The organism is Enterococcus sp. CR-Ec1, from assembly GCF_002850555.1.
Classification (GTDB): domain Bacteria; phylum Bacillota; class Bacilli; order Lactobacillales; family Enterococcaceae; genus Enterococcus_D; species Enterococcus_D entomosocium.
In genome coordinates, this window is sequence record NZ_CP025223.1 from 3,111,222 (window position 1) to 3,129,487 (window position 18,266).

Genomic DNA, 18,266 nt, shown 5'->3' on the forward strand with positions numbered 1-18,266 from the left:
ATGCTGAGCTGGTCTTTTTTCTGTCATACTGTCGATTAATTCCGACGGTTGTTATTACCGAATAAAATAATCAAACGTAAGAGCTGCAATAAGGTTGCTACGGCAGCTGCGACATAGGTCAACGCTGCGGCAAAGAGCACTCTTCTCGCTTGTGGCACTTCCTCTTCTGTTAACAAGCCACCATCTGCCAAAATACGGATCGCCCGTTTTGAGGCATCGAACTCGACTGGCAAGGTCACTAATTGGAAAATAAACGCCAATGAGAAAGCCAACAAACCTAAGTTGATCAGAAACGAGCCTCGTAACAGTACCCCGATCAAAATCAACGGGATCGAGATGCTAGTTCCGATATTGGCGATCGGCACGATCGCATGACGCAAACGCAAAGGAAAATAACCTTTGGCATCTTGGACTGCGTGACCACACTCATGGGCTGCAACACCGATTGCTGCTACCGAAGTTGATTGTGCGGTGGATTGTGATAAACTCAGCATTTTGTTGCCAGAATTGTAATTATCCGTCAAATCACCAGCGATCGCTTGCACACCAACATTATTGATTCCTTGGCTCTGCAAGATGTACTGCGCCGCTTTTGTGCCGGTAATATTATTTTTACTTCTGACTTTGTCATATTTGTTAAAGGTACTTTTGACGTACGCTGACGCTGCTAGCGATATCACCATACCGATAATTACGAGAATGAAAGTCGGGTCATAAAAAAAGCCGAACCCGTATCCGCCCATACCATACACGATAAAATTCCCCCTTTTAATCTTTGACCTTATTTTACCATTAAAGTGGTGAAAAAATTATGAAGATGACTGGAAGATTTTGTTTTTAACCTTTTTTTACAAATTCTGATTTTAGTTTCATCGCGCCGAAGCCATCGATCTTGCAATCAATGTTGTGGTCGCCTTCGACTAATTTGATGTTTTTCACTTTCGTTCCTTGTTTGATGGCGCCAGATGCGCCTTTGACTTTCAAGTCTTTGATGACTGTCACTGTATCACCATCTACTAAAATATTGCCATTGGCATCTTTGTATACGGGTGCTTCTTCCGCCGCTTGTTGCTCTTGCCATTCGTTTCCGCATTCAGGACAAACAAACAGCCCGCGATCTTCATAAGCGTATTCAGATTGGCAATTTGGACAGTTAGGAATTTGAGTCATAATGTTGCTCCTTTAAAATATAATTTTCGCTGTAAAAAACAACTCACCATCAGCATACCGAAAAACCACTAGTGGCGCAACCAAAAATCAGTGACCGATAAGCAAAAAAATCGCTTCTGTAGAGTAATAACAGAAGCGATAATTCACGTGTATCCGAAAAGGAACTACACAGAATTCATTTTTATTTCGAGAAATAATTTGCACAAGCATCGCCGATCCACTGGATGAGTTGTACCAAAAGGATCAACAAGAGAATCACCACAATCAAAATCGCCGTTTCATAGCGATAATAACCATACTGAATTGCTAAATCGCCAATGCCGCCTGCACCAATTGTTCCCACCATCGCTGAGTAGCCTAAAAGACTGATCAAAGTTAGCACAAATCCGCGAATCAAGGCTGGCAAGCTTTCTGGTAAAATCACTTCGCGAATAATTTGCCCCGTCGATGCTCCGGAAGCGACACTAGCTTCAAGGACGCCATAGTCGATTTCGGCAAATGCGGATTCAGCGATTCGGGCGTAAAAAGGAATCGCGGCAATCGATAAAGCAATCGCTCCGCCGGCCGGGGTATAAGGATCACCGATCAGCATCGCTGATAACGGAATCAGCGTAATCAATAAGATCAAAAATGGTAGCGAACGGATTGCATTGACGACAAAATCGGCCAGATGATGCAAGAAAACATTTTTATGAAAAAGTTTACTGCCGACTAAAAACAGGACTAATCCAATCAATAAGCCGAAAACTACTCCTATAATTGCTGAAGTTCCCACCATGAAGAATGTTTCCCATAGTGCTTGGGGCAGGTTTGTTTTTAAAATCTCAAGCGTATCAGCCATTTTCTTCACCTATCTTTCTTAGAGAAAAGACGTTCGCAGCTAGGTGTGCTCGGGCTTTTGCTGCTTCTTCGGCGGGGCCAGTCAAATAGATATACAAAATACCGATCACATCTTTTTTGATATACTCAATTTTTCCGTGGATAATATTGATCGACACATCATAGGCTTTGGCTACAGTCGAAATCAGTGGTTCTAACGTATACTCCCCTTGATAGCGCAATTCCAGCAAGTCGCCTTCCGTGAAGGATGCTAGAATCTCCTCGGGAAGCGTCAGATCCAAGTAACGACCTACCAGTTTTTTCGTCATAGGCTGTTTAGGCTGACTGAACAAGCCGTAGGTCGTTTGTTCTTCAACGATGCGACCCTTCTCCATCACTGCCACCCGATCAAAAAACTTGCGGGCAACATCCAATTCATGGGTGATAAAGACGATGGTGATGCCTGTCTGTTCCTTGATTCGGATCAATAATTTCAAAATTTCTTCAGTCGTTTCAACATCTAACGCACTGGTAGCTTCGTCACACAACAAAATCTCAGGTTCGTTGGCAATCGCTCGTGCAATGCCGATCCGTTGCTTTTCTCCCCCAGACAAATTATTCGGATACTCGTGAATTTTGTGAGGCAGATCCACCATTTCCAACAGTTCCTTGATCCTCGCTTCTTGCTTTTCTTGCGGATAATGCCCAGCACGCAAAGCAAAGGCTAAATTTTCCTTGATGGTTCGATTATGGATCAGATTGAAATGCTGAAAGATCATCCCGATTTTTTGTCGTACTTCACGCAAGTGTTTCCCTTTGGCTTGCGTGATGTCTTGACCATCAATCAGAATTTGACCGCTAGATGGTACCTGCAGTAGATTCAACGTACGAACCAAGGTACTTTTCCCAGCCCCGCTCAATCCGACGATCCCGTATACTTCTCCAGCTTGAACGGAAAAATCAACGGAATCCACTGCTTTTTTGATTTGTTTTTTATGAGTGAATGTCACTGATACTTGTTTTACTTCTATTTTTGCCATAAGATATGCCCTTCTTACTCAGTCCAAAATTTCGGTTGATCAAAGTTGCTGAACGGTGATTCGGCAATCGCTTTTTTAAATGCGTCACTTTCTAATACTTCCGTAACTGCCTTAGCAAAATCACTGTCTTCTTCTTCGGAGGACACCACAAAGACATTTTTATATTCTTCTTTCAATGACTCCAACGCCAAAGCATCTGCGGGATCAAGAGAAGCCGCCCAAGCGAAGTTTCCTGGTACTAAAGCTAAATCGACTGTATCTAACGAACGAGCCAATTGAGCTGCGTCTAATTCTTTAAATGTCAGATTCTTCGGATTTCCTTCGATGTCATTCACTGTTGCTTTCGTTTCGTCGATATTGTCTGCGATGGTGATCAACTCATTGGCAGCTAACAGTTGCAAGGTCCGAGCTAAATTTGAGGCATCATTGGCAATCGAAACAGTCGCCCCGTCTGCTAACTCATCCAAGCTGGACAGTTGATTCGAATAGATGCCCATTCCCAGTGTGGGCACTTTTTGTAATGCCGTAAGGGATAACTGGTTATCTGCCGAAAATTTTTCTAGATAGGCCGTATGTTGAAACAAATTGGCATCGATTTGGCCATTCGCCAAGGCATTGTTCGGCTGAATATAATCATTAAACACTTTGGTCGTAAGTTGATACCCTTTTTCTTCCAGTAATGGAGAAATCACCTCTGTCACCATGTCCCCGTATGGTCCCGGCGCCACTCCAACGACTTTTTCTTCCACTGCATTTACACTGTTTTCACCAGACTGTGTATCCCCTGTGCTGCTAGTATTGCCACAAGCTGCCAATGTAATTAAGAAAGCAGCAGCAACTAATCCAACGATTCCCTTTTTCAACTGTTTCATTTTTTTGTTCCCCCTTTTTATAATAAAAAAACGTCCTTTCTCCATCATAGAGAAAGGACGAAACAACCTTGTTCGTGGTACCACCTTTGATTCATTGGCACAAGCTGCCAACCTTATCAGTTTATCAACTGCTTTGCTATAACGGGCAATCCCGCTGCACGCTTGCTTTTGCTCACGTCCAAACGCTCCAAGGCCATCTTCAGTCAAACGGCTGTGCTCTTTCTCACCAATCCGAGCTCTCTGATCCAATCGAAACTGACTTACTCTTCTTATCATCGCGTGTTTTTTAATTTGTGTTTAACTATACGATAGCCTCAAATGAATGTCAATTCTTTTTTTCACGAAAATATCATCTTTTTGCAATAACTTTCACAGTGTTTACAGAGTCAAATTCTCATCTAGAATCAAGCCTTCAGAGACCATAACCGCATCACCGATCAATTCTAATGCGCCCTGATCAACATCAACTTCTACCGTTAACACGCCCCCTAACACGTGCAGCAAGACATTCGCTGCCGCTTGCTGTTGGCGTTTGGTCACGACATACGCAGTGGCACCAGATCCTGTGCCGCACGCATAGGTAAAACCTTCCACCCCTCGTTCATACGTGCGAACGATCAGATCACCCTTGTCATCTTCTTCATAGAAATTGACATTCGCCCCTTTGGGGAAAACCTCCCAATAGCGTATCTCTTTGGCAAGTTCAGCCAGCTGTTCCAACTCAGTTTCTGCCAGACCAGGATAGTGAACCACCGCATGAGGGATTCCTGGATCACCCAATTCCACATAGTCCACGAAAGAAACCATTGGATTCGGGTACGCTTGATCAAATGTAGTCACGGTCGGTGGATTCAAGGTTACTTTGTAGTGTTTTGCCGACAAGCGCCATGCGGGGACATCGCCAGCAACTGTTTCGATGGTCATCTGCTCGCCAGCAATTCCCTTCTCAAAGGCATAACGGGCAATACAGCGAGCGCCGTTGCCGCACATTTCTGCTTCGGTCCCATCAGCATTGTAAAACCGCATCCGAAAATCAGCGGTTCCTGTGGGAAAATCCACTGCCATGACTGCATCCGCGCCAACAGAAAATTTCCGATGGCAAACCTGAGCAGCAAATTGCGACAGTTGTTCATGGGAGAATTTCAATGTGCGGTTATCGATTACGATAAAATCATTTCCTGCACCTTGCATTTTTGTATAAGGAATCGTCATGTTGTCACCTGCTTTTCAAAATTTTACTTGCTGGAAGCTTCTTCTTTTAGAAACGAAGGAACCACTTCATTTTGCAGCATTTGCTCGTAGGACTGGCGTTTAACGGCTAATTCCGCTTGGCCATTTTCCACAAAGACGACTGCGGGTATCTGTAAATTATTGTAGCTGCTGGCCATCGAATAGCCGTAAGCTCCTGTTGCGAACGTAGCAAACAGATCCCCAGTTTCAACGGGCGGTAATGCAAGATCTTTTACTAAGATGTCTGTGCTCTCACAAGCTTTACCAGAAATGGTGATCTTCTGTGTCGCTGCTTCGGAAGCGCGGTTGGCTAAGATCCCAGTGTAAGTTGCCTGATAAAGACCAGGACGAATATTGTCTGTCATGCCACCGTCAATGCTGGCGTATGTTCTGATTCCCGGCAATGTCTTGATACTGCCGATGGTGTGCAAACTGATACCTGCTTCTGCGACGATACTGCGACCGGGTTCAATAACGATGGTCGGACGTTCGCTCTGGTGCTGCGCATAAAAGGCGTCGATTTTTTCCATCACAGGATCTAAAAAATAGCTGTAGGGTTGGCGAATATCTGCATCTGTGTATCGAACGCCAAAGCCGCCGCCAACATTTAGTTCTTTGATCCAATAATCAAAACGTTCATGAATGGTTTGGACAAGGGCCAAAGCCGCATCAACTGCCGCAAGATGTGAGCGATTGTCCGACAATTGACTGCCGACATGAAAATGCAGGCCATAGAAATCCAATTCAGGTGCTTGAATCACTTCTTCCACTAATGGAAATAAGATTTCTTCATCTAAAGGAATCCCGAATTTTGAATCTTTTTGTCCGGTCGAGATAAATTGATGGGTGCTGACCGAAACCTCGGGTGTGATGCGCAACAAGATTTTAGCAACGACTTGCTTTTCTTGACATAACGCGCGGATCAAGCCGACTTCTTGAATGCCATCAACGATGATCCGTCCCACGCCATAATCAAGGGCGGCTGCTAATTCTTCAATGGATTTGTTATTGCCGTTAAACTCGATGTGTTCTGCTGGAAAATCAGCTTGGATCGCTGTATACAGCTCCCCACCGCTAACCACGTCTAATGAAAGTCCTTCTGACTTGATCACTTGCAGCATCGCTGTAGTACAGAAAGCTTTAGCGGCATAGGCTGCTCGTGTCTTGCTGTAGCGCGTCAAAAACTGCGCCTGAATCTTTTGGCATTCTTCGCGAATCTCCGAAACGGAATACACGTAAAGGGGGGTTCCAAAGGTTTTTGCCAGTTCAACGGTATCGCAACCGTCAATGTATAAGTGATTGTTCTTGATTTCTTTTGCCATCGCTTTACTCCTTGTCTGTCGGCTCGTTCAACGCCTCGATCAAACGAACGTAGCATTCGATGCCTTGCAATAGATTTTTTTCGTCAAAATTCATTTTGCTGCTGTGTAAAGGGTGGACATAACCTTTTTCTTCATTTCGGGTACCGACAAAGAAAAAGACGCCGGGGATTTCCTTTTGGTACATCGAAAAATCCTCTGCCAACATATATGGCGGTGTTTCTCGGTAGCTCTCCCCGACCACTTTTTCCAATACTTCCACCATCTCAGGATCATTGTCCACGACACGATAAAGATGTTCGAATTCAACATCCGCCGTGCAATCATATCCTTTGGCGATTTCTTGTGCGACAGTGGTGATTCTGCGCGTCATCGTTTCATAGACTTCATCTTCAAACGCCCGCATCGTTCCTTTTAAAACGACCTTGCCGGGAATGATATTTTCCGCATCTCCCCCATGGATCTTCCCAAAAGTGATGACCCCAGCAGAAAGCGGGCTGATATTGCGTGAAATGATCGAATGCAATCCTTGAATGATCGCAGCCGCAGCTAAAATGGCATCATGCCCTTGATGAGGCTGGGCACCATGGGCACTCGTACCGTTGATCGTTAGATTGATCTCGCCGTTACGGGCCATCATCGGACCTTTCCGACTCGCAATGACTCCTTCGGGAAAGTCTGGGAAGACATGCAGCCCCACGATTTTTTCCACGCCAAAATCTCGTAAGATGCCTTCATCGATCATCAGTTGAGCGCCACCGGGGCTTTCCTCGGCTGGTTGGAAAATCAAAACGATCGTTCCACGAATCACTTCAGGATGCGTCGCTAAGTATTTGGCAAACCCTAGCATCGTTGCCATATGGCCATCATGACCGCAGGCGTGCATTTTTCCTTCATGTTTGGAAGCAAAAGAAACACCGGTCTCTTCTTTGATCGGTAGTGCATCGATATCCGTTCGAAAGGCCAGTGTCTTTCCTGGACGCTCACTGCGAAAGACAGCAATCAAGCCGGTTTCAATCACTGGATAGATTTCTTTGATCCCAAAGGATTGCAACTGACGCAGCAAGTATTCCTTTGTTTTGAACTCAGTTAACCCTAATTCAGGGATTGTATGTAATTCACGACGAAAACGAACCACGTCTTCGGTTAATTCTGTGACTGTTTGCGATACTTGCATGTTAAAACACCTTTCTATACATTCCTTTTAAAAATATCCATAAAAACCAGCGAATATTCAGTTTTTCATTGATATTGTTTAATATTATAGTATATAATTCGAATAATCTATAGTATAAATTGTCGAAATGTTTCGATTTTTATTGAAAATTTTACCCCTCGTTTTGGTACACTTATACGTAGAGTAACGAAAAATAAATTGGTTGAAAGGATGTGTCGTAGTTTGACAATATTCAAAGGTTCTGGCGTTGCGTTGATTACCCCTATGCTTCAAGATGGTTCGGTGGATTTCGATAAGCTGAAGGAGTTAGCGGAGTGGCATGTGCAGCAAGGAACGAATGCAATCATTGCATGCGGTACGACCGGTGAAGCATCCACGTTAGACGATGAAGAACATATCGCGGTGATCGAAGCGGTGGTAAAACAAGTTGCTGGTCAAATCCCCGTTATCGGAGGAACAGGCTCCAACAATACCCAACATGGGATCCATCTTTCAAAAGAAGCACAGCGCGTTGGTGCTGACGCATTATTGGTTGTAACACCTTACTACAACAAAGCGACCAAGAAAAGTTTAGTCGCTCACTATGAAGCAATCTGTCAAAGCGTTGAGCTGCCAGTGATCTTATACTCCGTCAGCTCAAGAACCGGCTTAAATTTAACACCTGAAGCCGTGGCAGAACTAAAAAAAATCCCTAATATCAAAGGCATCAAAGAGGCCAGCGGTGATATTTCGCAAATCGCAGAAATCGCTCGTCTTGCGGATGATGACTTTGCGATCTATTCAGGAAATGACGATCAAGTAACCCCAATTTTAGCTTTAGGTGGCTCTGGCGTGATTTCAACGATCGGCAATATTGCACCGAAACAAACGGCACAACTCGTTGCTGATTTCTTAAATGGTGATGTAAAAGCCGCCATCAAAGAGCAATTGCGACAAAAACCGTTGATCGATGCGATTTTCAGTGAAGTAAATCCTGTGCCGATCAAAGCAGCGGTCTCCTTGCTAGGCAAATGTGAATTGCATTATCGTTTGCCTTTGGGTGTCCCAGAAGATGCGACCCTCGTTCATTTAGAAGAAGAAATGACCAATTACGGATTGCTGTAAGGAGGAGTTTTTGGTGAAACAGATTTTATTAAGCGGTGCAAACGGTCGCATGGGCAAAGTGTTGCAAAGCCTGATCGCAAAACACCCTCAGTTAGAAGTGGCCGCCGGCTTGGATCGTACCGAGCAATTAGATGGTCCTTTTCCAATCTATGATCTTCCAGAAAAAATCACGCAGCCAATCGATTTGGTGATTGATTTTTCTCATTATAGCAATGTCCCTGCCTTGTTGAACTATTGTGTCGAACAGCAGCTGCCAATCGTGGTTGCTACAACTGGTTTGACGGAAGACACGCAGATGATGCTGCCGTTAGCTGCTAAAGTGATTCCGGTTTTCTATTCTGCCAATATGTCGTTGGGGATCAATGTGCTGATCAAAGCACTACAAAGTATCACCCCCGCATTAGAAGCTGACTTTGACATTGAGATCATCGAAAAGCATCATAATCAAAAACTCGATGCGCCAAGCGGTACAGCTTTGCTGTTGGCAGATAGTATCAATGACAGCTGTGAAACAAAAAAAGAGTATCTCTACGGGCGTGAAGGCAGTGATCTAGTAAATGACCGCAAGCAGATGGGCATCCATGCCGTTCGCGGCGGAACGATCCCTGGGGAACACATTGTCATCTATGCTGGGCAGGATGAAATCATTGAATTAAAACACACTGCGCTCTCCCGCGAAATCTTCGCCAATGGTGCGCTAAAAGCAGCGGAATTTTTAGCCGATCAACCAGCCGGTTTTTATTCCATGCAAAATCTAATCGACAAGTAAAGGTGGTCTCTCATGACAGAATTACAATTTTCCGATCCTTATCAATTAGCAAAATATATCAAAGAAGCAAATAAACAAACACCTGTAAAAGTCTATATCAATGGAGATCTTGGCGACGTCCAAGCAGATGGCATCCAATTGTTTGGTAACGGCACCTTCTATTTCGTGGTTGGTGACAGTCAAAAAGTAGCTGAGTTTTTAACCGCGCACCAAGACAAAATCACCGATCACTATCTGGAAAATGATCGCCGCAACTCAGCGATCCCTTTGTTAGACTTGACGAAAGTCGATGCCCGTATCGAACCAGGTGCCTTTATCCGTGACCAAGCCATCATTGAAAAAAATGCCGTTATCATGATGGGGGCCGTGATCAACATTGGTGCCGTCGTTGGTGAAGAAACCATGATCGACATGGGTGCGATTTTAGGCGCCCGGGCGACCGTTGGGAAAAAAGCCCATATTGGCGCTGGTGCTGTCTTGGCTGGCGTTCTTGAGCCACCTTCAGCAAGCCCAGTCATCATAGAAGACAATGTTTTGATCGGTGCAAATGCCGTCGTCCTTGAAGGTGTCCGTGTTGGCGAAGGTGCAGTCGTCGCTGCTGGTTCTGTGGTGACTGAAGATGTCCCTGCTGGAGCAGTCGTTGCTGGCTCACCAGCCAAAGTCATCAAAATGAAAGACGAGAAAACGAAAAGCAAAACCGAATTTTTAGACGATCTACGGGGCTAAGCCGTGCTTTTCTCAAATATAAGCAAAAAAACGCAGTGCCGGTTCAGTGATGAGCCTGCGCTGCGTTTTGTCTAAAAAAGGGCATGCCGAAAGCTTTTGGCACGCCCTTTTTTTATTGGCAAATGTTCTTGTGAAAGTGTTTATTCTGCTTGAAATTCTTTGATCGCTGCTTGGATCTCTTGATAGATTACTGCAACTTCTTCAAGGTCTTTTGCGTTTGCTCCACTGGCAAGGGGATGTCCGCCGCCATGATGACGTTTGGCGATCTCATTGATCACTGGACCTTTCGAACGCATCCGCACTCGGTAATAGCCTTCTGGTTGTTCGACAAAGATCGCCCAAGCCAGCACCTCATCGATTTTCCCTGGTAAGGAAACGACTGCTGAGGTTTCCGAATCCACTACGCCAAAACGCTGCTGCAATTCTTGTGATAGGATCACTTTGCCAGCACCAATCTCATCGATTTCGATGTTTTCGTAGACATACCCTGAAAGGCGGGCAACACTGCGAGAGACTTGATCCAATTGACGATTGATCTTCGGAGCATCAAAGCCGTAATCCAATAGTTCAGCCGCTAAGCGCAGGGTTGTCGCTGTCGTTGCCGGATATAAAAACCGTCCAGTATCACCAACAATGCCCGCATATAACAGACGAGCCGCTTCTTGCGTCATCGTCAGCTCGTTTTGAAACATTTGCCAAAACGAAACGATCATCTCACTACAGCTGCTGGCTTTCGTATTGACCCAAACCAGTTCTCCGTAAGGTTCATCATTAGGGTGATGATCGATTTTGATCAATTTCGCCCCTTGATCATAGCGTTGGTCACTGATCCGTGGTGCATTGGCCGTATCTGTAACGATCACCAGCGCCCCTTTATACAAATCATCAGGGATCGTCTGCATCAGCGCCAAGTAATCCAATCCTTCAACGGGTCCGCCAACTTGATAGATTTCTTTTTTGGGAAAACTAGCTCGTAAAATTTCTGCCAACCCCACTTGTGATCCTAATGCATCTGGATCAGGGCGCTGGTGCCGATGGATAATGATCCGGTCGAATGCTTTGATTGTTGCAAGTATTTCTTCTTGTACCTTCATGAATGGTCTCAACTTTCTCTCTAAGATTTTTCCATAAGTGCCGTTTTCGATGATTTATGGGCGTTCCATTACTTGGCATACCACGATCGCTTTTGCCACTAAGGAATTTTCGATCGATACTTCGATATCGATTTTCGCCGAACGTCGCCCCAGTTCTAGAATCTTCGGTTGAATGATGATCTCGCTTTCTAATTGGATCAAACGGAAGTAATGCAGATTGACTTGCTCGATCCAGCTATTGCGTCGTTGATTCAACTGCATCGTACGTTTCGCCGTATTAGCGATTACTTCACTCAAGACACCAAAAGAGATCGTTCCGACTTCATTAACCATTTGGGGCGTCACCGCAAAGCTGAAATACGGCTGCGGCAATTTGTTCCCTTCAAAATCTTGTTCGATAACTTGCATCTGTCCCGAGATTTGGTCAGAAATCGTATCTGAAATTTGCGTTTGTCGTTGGACCATCTGCATCGCTTTCATAATGTCTTGGCGTGTGACAATCCCAATCAAAGAAAGGTCATCAGCTACGACGGGCATCACTTCTAAGCCATCCCAAATCATCTGATGGCTGGCAGAGGCCACACTCATCTCTTTTTTTACGACCCGTGGTTCCCGGGTCATGATTCGTTCGATGATCTGCGTATCAGGCTTTTCTAAGACATCTTTGGCTGTGATGATCCCAACGACCCGCATATTCTTGTTGACGACTGGATAGCGGGAGTGATTGGTAGACTCCGAGAGTAGTTTGTAATCCTTGACCGTATCAAAGGTGTGCAGATACTTGGTTTTTTCCAATGGCATATAAATGTCACTCACCAGCATAATGTCCTTTTTGATCAGCTGGTCGCTTAAGGCACGGTTGATCATCGTTGCCACGGTAAAGGTGTCATAGGTCGTTTGTAAAATCGGCAACTCCAATTCGTCTGCTAAACGACAGATTTCCTCTGTTGTTTCAAAGCCTCCCGTGATCAAGACGGCTGCGCCATCCTCCAGTGCCAACTTGTGGACTTCGTTGCGGTTTCCGACGATCACTAAGGAGCCAGGCGTGATGTAGCGTTCCATTGCTGATTCTTTCATGGCGCCGATAACAAATTTGTTCAAGTCTTTGTCCAAACCGGCAGCGCCGCCCAAAACATCACCTTCAATGATTTGGACGACTTCGCCGAAAGTTAGTTTTTCAATGTGTTTTTTTAGTTTTCGTTCGATACGGATGGTTCCGACACGCTGGATCGTTGAAACCAAGCCGATATTTTCCGCATCTTTGATTGCCCGATAGGCTGTTCCTTCACTGACATTCAAGTCTTTTGCGATTCCCCGCACCGAGATGCGATTGCCTACAGGCAGATTCTCGATATGCGCTAAAATCAAGTCGTGTTTTGTCGCCATAATTATCCCCTATTCCTACTACGAATCTTCCTGTTGCTTAAACTTCTAATGTCTCACCGACTGCAAGGATCTGGCCCACACCTGCCGGCAATAAATTCACGAAGGTTTGCGGATCTTGCTTGATCATTGGAAACGTATTGTAATGGATCGGTACTACTTTGCTCGCGTTTAAAAGGGCCGCTGCTGTTGCGGCATCTTGAACGCCCATCGTAAAATTATCCCCGATCGGTAAAAATGCCACATTGATGTCGAAACGTTCACCGATCATCGCCATATCGCTAAAGAGTGCAGTATCTCCAGCGTGGTAGATGGTTTTGCCTTCTGCTTCTAAAATGATTCCAACAGGATTGCCCATATAGATCATCGTTCCGTCTTCTTCAAGGCCAGAGCTGTGTTTCGCTTCCACCATTGAGATTTTGCCAAACGGAAACTCAAAAGAACCTCCCATATTCATGCCATGCGTCTCAGCAACGCCTTTGCGGGCTGCATAGCGGCAAATTTCAACGACACTGATCACTGGCGCTTCATTTCTTTTGGCGATCGGCACCATATCCCCAATATGATCACTATGACCATGCGTGATCAAAAGCCAATCGGTTTCCACTGTCTCTGCATCTAAATCAGTCAGAGCATTTCCAGTAATAAAAGGGTCAAACAACAATTTTTGGCCATCCGCTAATTGGATAGCAAGCACTGAGTGTCCGTGATACGTGAGTTTCATACAACATTCCCCTTTCCATCTAAGTAATACAGTCTAATATTTTTCATTATAACAGATAACGCCAGAAATCCAAAAGCACAAATTCTGGCAGCTTTATTACATCCGTCCTTTTTCTGGTTCTTGTCAAGAAAAATAAAGAAACTGTTCTACCCTTTCTGAATAAGGAATAGAACAGTTCGACCTGATGACTTCAAGCGATCATAGCGTTTTCTTACGTCCGCCTTGTTTATAGATGCGCCAGACTGTTAAGAATAACGCCGTGATGCAAAGAAGGAACGCCCCAAAGAAGGTGATTTTCATGCCATAGGCAAAAATATCTGCCCGACCTGCGATATAGGTCGTCACATGCTTTCCATACGCTTGACTCATTGCTGCATAGAGAATCGTCGTTGCTAAGGATATCCCTAACACCATGCCCAAATTGCGGGCAAAGGAATTTAGACTACCTGCCACCCCAAGATTTTCTTTGGTGACACTGCTCATTACCATCGTATTGTTTGGGGATTGGAACAACGAATTGCCAAGTCCCATGATGGCAGTGGCAACGATATAATACCAAATCGGCGTATCCTGATTCATAAACATATACATCAGCTGAGTGATCGACAGCAACGCTAAGCCAGCTAAGACCAAAATCTCCGGTCCTACACGGTCCGTCAAATACCCGCTAAGTGGTGAACCAATGACCATCATCAAAGGAAAGACCATCATCAGCATTCCTGCCACGCTCGGCGTTAAGCCTCGGGCACTTTGCAAGTAAAAGGGAATCACGACATTGACAAAAAAGTTTGCAGAAAAGATCAGCAACGCCGTGATCAGGCTCATGGTGAAAATTTTATTACGAAAGATCCCAAAGGTAATCAGCGGTTTGCTCAGACGCGCTTCTACTCGCAAAAAGACGATGAATGCCACTAAAGCGATCCCACCCAACAGCAGCGGCAGCCACGTTAGAAAGCCACGCTCTTGTCCAAGAAAAATGCCGCCGAAGAAGCTGATAATTGCAATTGAAAACAGCACAAACCCGGTTTTATCGATGGAATCGTGACTCATGGTAATATCTTTTGGTAACACCTTTTCTCCAGCAATCATCGTCAGAATACCGACAGGAACATTGATCCAAAAAATAAACGGCCAAGAAAAATGCGCCAAAATCACTCCGCCTAATCCAGGACCGGCGATGGAGCCTAACGAAACAAAGGCACCAATCATCCCTAAGGCGCGTCCTCGTTCACTCATAGGAAAAACTTCAGTAATGATTCCGGTATTCGTCGCCATCGTCATGCTAGCACCGATCGCTTGCACCACTCGGGCAAATAAAAGAAAAGCTAAGGAGTGATTAAACCCGCATAACAGCGAACCGATAATAAAAATTAGCATTCCCAAGCGGAAAACTTTGATTTTGCCCCAACTGTCCCCTACCTTACCGAATAATAAAAGGCAGGCACAAACGATCATCAAGTAAACGGACACGACCCATTCCGCTTGATTCATAGGTACACCCATATCTGCCGAGATCGTCGGCAATGCGATATTTACGATACTCCCATCCAGTGTTGACATAAAGGTAAACATCGAAACAGCAATGAGAATCCACCACTTTCTCTGTTGTACTACGGGGTTTTCTTGATAACTATTCACAAATCGACCATCCTCTCTTTGCTTATTTTGTTCCTCTAGTCTTAGGGGGACAACTTTGTATTATTAATCGAAATCCATTCGCCGTCAATCCTTATCTGCCATTCACGATCAAAATAAGGGGTATTTATTGAAAAAAAACGCCGCTTGTTTTCTTCACAAAAAAAGACAAAAGCTTCGGTGAAAAGAAATCGGCCGTCAAACGGCTATTCTTTCACCTGCTTTTGTCAGTAGGTCAAAACGAATTATTTACGGTTGCGATTTCTTTGGCTTGATTCCATGATGACCGGCAAGATGACTGGACGGCGTTTGGTTTGTTCAAACAAGAAACGACTCAAACGATCACGGATATCTTGTTTCAATTTGCTCCATTCAAACTCTTCATCATGAAGGTGTTTTTCTACGATTTCTTCTACGATCTCGCCACTTTCACGAATCAGGTCACGGCTGGCTTTCACGTAGACAAACCCGCGAGAAGTGATTTGAGGGGCAGAAATAATTTTCTTTTCGCGACGATTAATCGTCACTACTGCAACGAAAATTCCATCTTCAGATAAGACTTTGCGGTCTCGCAGGACGATATTCCCAATATCTCCGACACCGATCCCGTCGATCATGACGTTCTCAGCTGGAACCGCACCTGCGGCGATCATTTCGCCTTTTTTGTATTCTAAAACATCCCCGCGTGCAGTAATGAAGATATTTTTCATCGGAATCCCGACTTCTTGCGCCAAGTCCACATGGGCGGCTAATTGGCGGTACTCGCCTTGAATAGGGATAAAGTACTTCGGTTTCATCATATTCAACATCAGCTGCAGATCATTCGGGTTGGCATGACCAGAAACACGGAAATTATCCGAGATCTGTTTCACGGTACCGCCAGCGCGATAGATGATATCTTCCGTTTTCGCAACCACCGTTTCCATTGCCGTTGTCGGCGTCGTCGTGATGTAAACAAGATCTCCTTCTTTGATACGCAGCGTCCGGTGAGAGCCGTTGGCCATTTTTTGCAACGCTTTGATTGGTTCCCCCATGCGTCCTGTTTCTAAAATCAACAACTGTTCGTCTGAGTATTTTTTCATTTCTTTTTGGGTGATCAGCAAGTCTTCGGCAGGTAATTTTAATTTCCCTAACTTCATGGCCGTTTTGATGATCCGACCAAAATCTTGACCAGTCAAAACGACTTTGCGGTCAGAACGAAACGCCGCATCTAATACTTGTTGCACCCGTTGCAAATTGCTAGCAACGCTAGCGACGATGATCCGACCTTCCCAGTAACGGATATTGTCATAAACTTCATCTTGGATCGTCAATTCAGAAGCAATCGGCGTTGGATTTTCGGCATTTGAGGACGTACTTAGCAATGCTAAGACTCCTTCTTTTCCAATTTCCGCTAAGCGGCCAAAATCGGTTTGATACATAGGGATCGCTGTTTGGTCAAACTTGAAATCTCCTGTATAAACGATATTGCCAGCTTCTGTTTTTACGCTGATTCCAACAGAATCAGGGATAGAGTGGGTCGTACGGAAAAAGCTGATGGTCGCATGGCCAAAGTCGATCTCCGAATGTTCATCGATCACATGAAAATCTTTGAAGCGCTTGGTAGCTTCATTTTTATTCACGGTCAATTTTGCTAGTTCGATCGTTAACTCGGTCCCAAAGACCGGTACTTGGATATTCTCCAAGAAATAAGGCAATGCACCAATCGCATCTGCATGCCCGTGGGTCAAGAAGACACCAGCCACACGGTCGGCATTTTCTTCTAAATATGTGAAGTCTGGAATCACTGTATCGATCCCTAATAATTCATTTTCTGGATAACGGACACCGCAATCCAGCACAAATATATCCTCGCCAACTTCAGCAATGTACATGTTCTTTCCGTTTTCGCGTACACCGCCAAGAGGAATGATTTTTATCGTTTCCACTTTTATTCACCTCTTAATTTTTTTCTACTGTATTATTTCCCAAGCATAAGCCGTCCCTATTATTATACAACAAAAAAAAGAAAAGCGTGGCATTCACCACACTTTTCTGAAAAACTTATGGTTTACACATGAACTAATCCTTGCTGATGCAGGCTTTCGGCGATTTGAACAGAGTTCCATGCCGCACCTTTCAGCAAATTATCAGAAACGACCCATAAATGCAAGCCGTTTTCGACATCCAAATCTTTGCGAATCCGACCAACAAAGGTTTCCGTTTTGTCCACACTGGTCAAAGCTTGCGGGTACACTTGTTGACTCGGATCATCTTGCAAGACAGCTCCTGGGGCTTCGCTGATCCACTGCCTAACTTCCTCAACACTGGCATGGTCTTTGGTCTCGATATAAATCGACTCCGAATGACCGCTAAACACAGGGATTCGCACACACGTAGCTGCTACTTTGATCTGCGCATCTTCCATGATCTTCTTCGTTTCATTGATCATTTTCCACTCTTCGTAAGTATAATCGTCTTCAGCAAAGACATCGATTTGTGGCAAGGCGTTAAACGCGATTGGGTAGTGCTTTTTATCGCTGCCTGCTGGTAAAATCTCAGGGTTTAGTTCATCAGCGGCTTTGCCGGCTAATAGTTCTTGAGATTCACGAGTCAATTCAGCCAAGGCTTGTGCGCCAGCACCTGAAACTGCTTGATACGTTGAAACCAAGACCCTCGATAAACCGACTTTTTGACGAATCGGTTCTAATGCCACCATCATTTGAATCGTTGAACAATTCGGATTGGCAATGATTCCTTTATGTTGCGCTAATGCATGAGGATTCACCTCAGGAACGACTAGAGGAACATTCGGATCCATCCGAAAATGACTGGTATTGTCGATTACGACTGCACCGTGTTTGACTGCTTCTGGAGCAAATTGTTTTGAAATGCCACCACCGGCACTGAACAATGCAATATCGACTCCCGCAAAGGAATCTGCGGTCAGCTCTTGAATAACGAGCGGCTCATTTTTGAACACAAGGGTCTTCCCAGCAGAACGTTTGGATGCCAACAACGTTATTTTTTTGATCGGCAACGTGGTCTTCTCCAACATCTCAATCATTTTTGTTCCTACTGCGCCGGTAGCTCCGACAACTGCTATGTGATACCCTGTACTCATCAAATCACTCCTCGAATAAAAATACATTTTTACTAGTTTATCATATCTTGTAAAAAAGAAAAGGCCTTTCGTGGAAAGAAGCGCAAAAAGAAGGCAGAACT

17 protein-coding genes and 1 other annotated feature are annotated in these 18,266 nt (G+C 44.7%); of the genes, 3 read left to right on the top strand and 14 right to left on the bottom strand.

Annotation, left to right across the window (positions count from 1 at the left end; translation table 11 throughout):
* Positions 1 to 35: 35 nt before the first annotated feature.
* The 8 genes from CXM95_RS14825 to CXM95_RS14860 form a co-directional block, all read right to left on the bottom strand.
* A complete protein-coding gene (locus CXM95_RS14825; RefSeq protein WP_016612795.1) occupies positions 36 to 743 on the bottom strand; it encodes a zinc metallopeptidase in 708 nt (235 codons plus the stop codon).
* A 94-nt stretch (positions 744 to 837) separates the two neighbouring features.
* Entirely contained in the window at positions 838 to 1,170 is a 333-nt protein-coding gene (locus CXM95_RS14830; protein ID WP_005228268.1) for a zinc ribbon domain-containing protein YjdM, read from the bottom strand.
* Positions 1,171 to 1,351: 181 nt separating this feature from the next.
* Positions 1,352 to 2,011 (bottom strand): methionine ABC transporter permease, encoded by a 660-nt coding sequence (locus tag CXM95_RS14835; RefSeq protein WP_081117871.1) that lies wholly within the window; start codon positions 2,009 to 2,011, stop codon positions 1,352 to 1,354.
* Positions 2,004 to 3,029 (bottom strand): methionine ABC transporter ATP-binding protein, encoded by a 1,026-nt coding sequence (locus CXM95_RS14840; RefSeq protein ID WP_016621699.1) that lies wholly within the window; start codon positions 3,027 to 3,029, stop codon positions 2,004 to 2,006. The genes CXM95_RS14835 and CXM95_RS14840 overlap by 8 nt, the downstream gene beginning before the upstream one ends.
* Positions 3,030 to 3,043: 14 nt before the next feature.
* The gene (locus tag CXM95_RS14845) at positions 3,044 to 3,901 is read right to left on the bottom strand and encodes a MetQ/NlpA family ABC transporter substrate-binding protein (RefSeq protein ID WP_101699336.1); all 858 of its coding nucleotides are present in this window, start codon (positions 3,899 to 3,901) and stop codon (positions 3,044 to 3,046) included.
* 50 nt (positions 3,902 to 3,951) lie between these two features.
* Positions 3,952 to 4,186, bottom strand: a binding site (T-box leader).
* 93 nt (positions 4,187 to 4,279) lie between these two features.
* Positions 4,280 to 5,113: a diaminopimelate epimerase gene (dapF, locus tag CXM95_RS14850; protein WP_101699337.1), complete on the bottom strand. Its 834-nt coding sequence runs from the start codon at positions 5,111 to 5,113 to the stop codon at positions 4,280 to 4,282.
* 23 nt (positions 5,114 to 5,136) lie between these two features.
* On the bottom strand, positions 5,137 to 6,453 hold the full coding sequence (lysA, locus tag CXM95_RS14855; protein WP_005233959.1) for a diaminopimelate decarboxylase: 1,317 nt from the start codon (positions 6,451 to 6,453) through the stop codon (positions 5,137 to 5,139).
* Positions 6,454 to 6,457: 4 nt separating this feature from the next.
* A complete protein-coding gene (locus CXM95_RS14860) occupies positions 6,458 to 7,627 on the bottom strand; it encodes a M20 metallopeptidase family protein (RefSeq protein WP_008380505.1) in 1,170 nt (389 codons plus the stop codon).
* Between the two features lie 222 nt (positions 7,628 to 7,849).
* Here CXM95_RS14860 and dapA point away from each other — a divergent pair, with 222 nt between their 5' ends.
* From dapA to dapD, 3 genes are read left to right on the top strand one after another with little or no spacing between them, the layout of a single operon-like run.
* On the top strand, positions 7,850 to 8,731 hold the full coding sequence (gene dapA, locus CXM95_RS14865) for a 4-hydroxy-tetrahydrodipicolinate synthase (RefSeq protein ID WP_101699338.1): 882 nt from the start codon (positions 7,850 to 7,852) through the stop codon (positions 8,729 to 8,731).
* 13 nt (positions 8,732 to 8,744) lie between these two features.
* A complete protein-coding gene (gene dapB / locus CXM95_RS14870) occupies positions 8,745 to 9,500 on the top strand; it encodes a 4-hydroxy-tetrahydrodipicolinate reductase (RefSeq protein ID WP_101699339.1) in 756 nt (251 codons plus the stop codon).
* Positions 9,501 to 9,512: 12 nt separating this feature from the next.
* Positions 9,513 to 10,226, top strand: coding sequence for a 2,3,4,5-tetrahydropyridine-2,6-dicarboxylate N-acetyltransferase (gene dapD, locus CXM95_RS14875; protein ID WP_005233952.1), 714 nt, complete (start codon positions 9,513 to 9,515; stop codon positions 10,224 to 10,226).
* A gap of 140 nt (positions 10,227 to 10,366) precedes the next feature.
* Here the strand turns inward: dapD and CXM95_RS14880 are convergent, their stop codons facing one another.
* The 6 genes from CXM95_RS14880 to CXM95_RS14905 all read right to left on the bottom strand — a co-directional run bounded on the left by CXM95_RS14880 (position 10,367) and on the right by CXM95_RS14905 (position 18,165).
* The gene (locus tag CXM95_RS14880; protein ID WP_101699340.1) at positions 10,367 to 11,320 is read right to left on the bottom strand and encodes a DHH family phosphoesterase; all 954 of its coding nucleotides are present in this window, start codon (positions 11,318 to 11,320) and stop codon (positions 10,367 to 10,369) included.
* Between the two features lie 54 nt (positions 11,321 to 11,374).
* Positions 11,375 to 12,706, bottom strand: a complete 1,332-nt coding sequence (locus CXM95_RS14885; RefSeq protein ID WP_101699341.1) for a DRTGG domain-containing protein — start codon at positions 12,704 to 12,706, stop codon at positions 11,375 to 11,377.
* Between the two features lie 37 nt (positions 12,707 to 12,743).
* Complete coding sequence (locus CXM95_RS14890) at positions 12,744 to 13,427, bottom strand: metal-dependent hydrolase (protein ID WP_101699342.1); 684 nt, start codon at positions 13,425 to 13,427, stop codon at positions 12,744 to 12,746.
* A gap of 198 nt (positions 13,428 to 13,625) precedes the next feature.
* Positions 13,626 to 15,065, bottom strand: coding sequence for an MFS transporter (locus CXM95_RS14895; protein ID WP_008380496.1), 1,440 nt, complete (start codon positions 15,063 to 15,065; stop codon positions 13,626 to 13,628).
* A 242-nt stretch (positions 15,066 to 15,307) separates the two neighbouring features.
* Positions 15,308 to 16,990, bottom strand: coding sequence for a ribonuclease J (locus tag CXM95_RS14900; RefSeq protein WP_005228243.1), 1,683 nt, complete (start codon positions 16,988 to 16,990; stop codon positions 15,308 to 15,310).
* Positions 16,991 to 17,112: 122 nt separating this feature from the next.
* The gene (locus tag CXM95_RS14905; RefSeq protein WP_005233942.1) at positions 17,113 to 18,165 is read right to left on the bottom strand and encodes an aspartate-semialdehyde dehydrogenase; all 1,053 of its coding nucleotides are present in this window, start codon (positions 18,163 to 18,165) and stop codon (positions 17,113 to 17,115) included.
* Between the last annotated feature and the right edge of the window lie 101 nt (positions 18,166 to 18,266).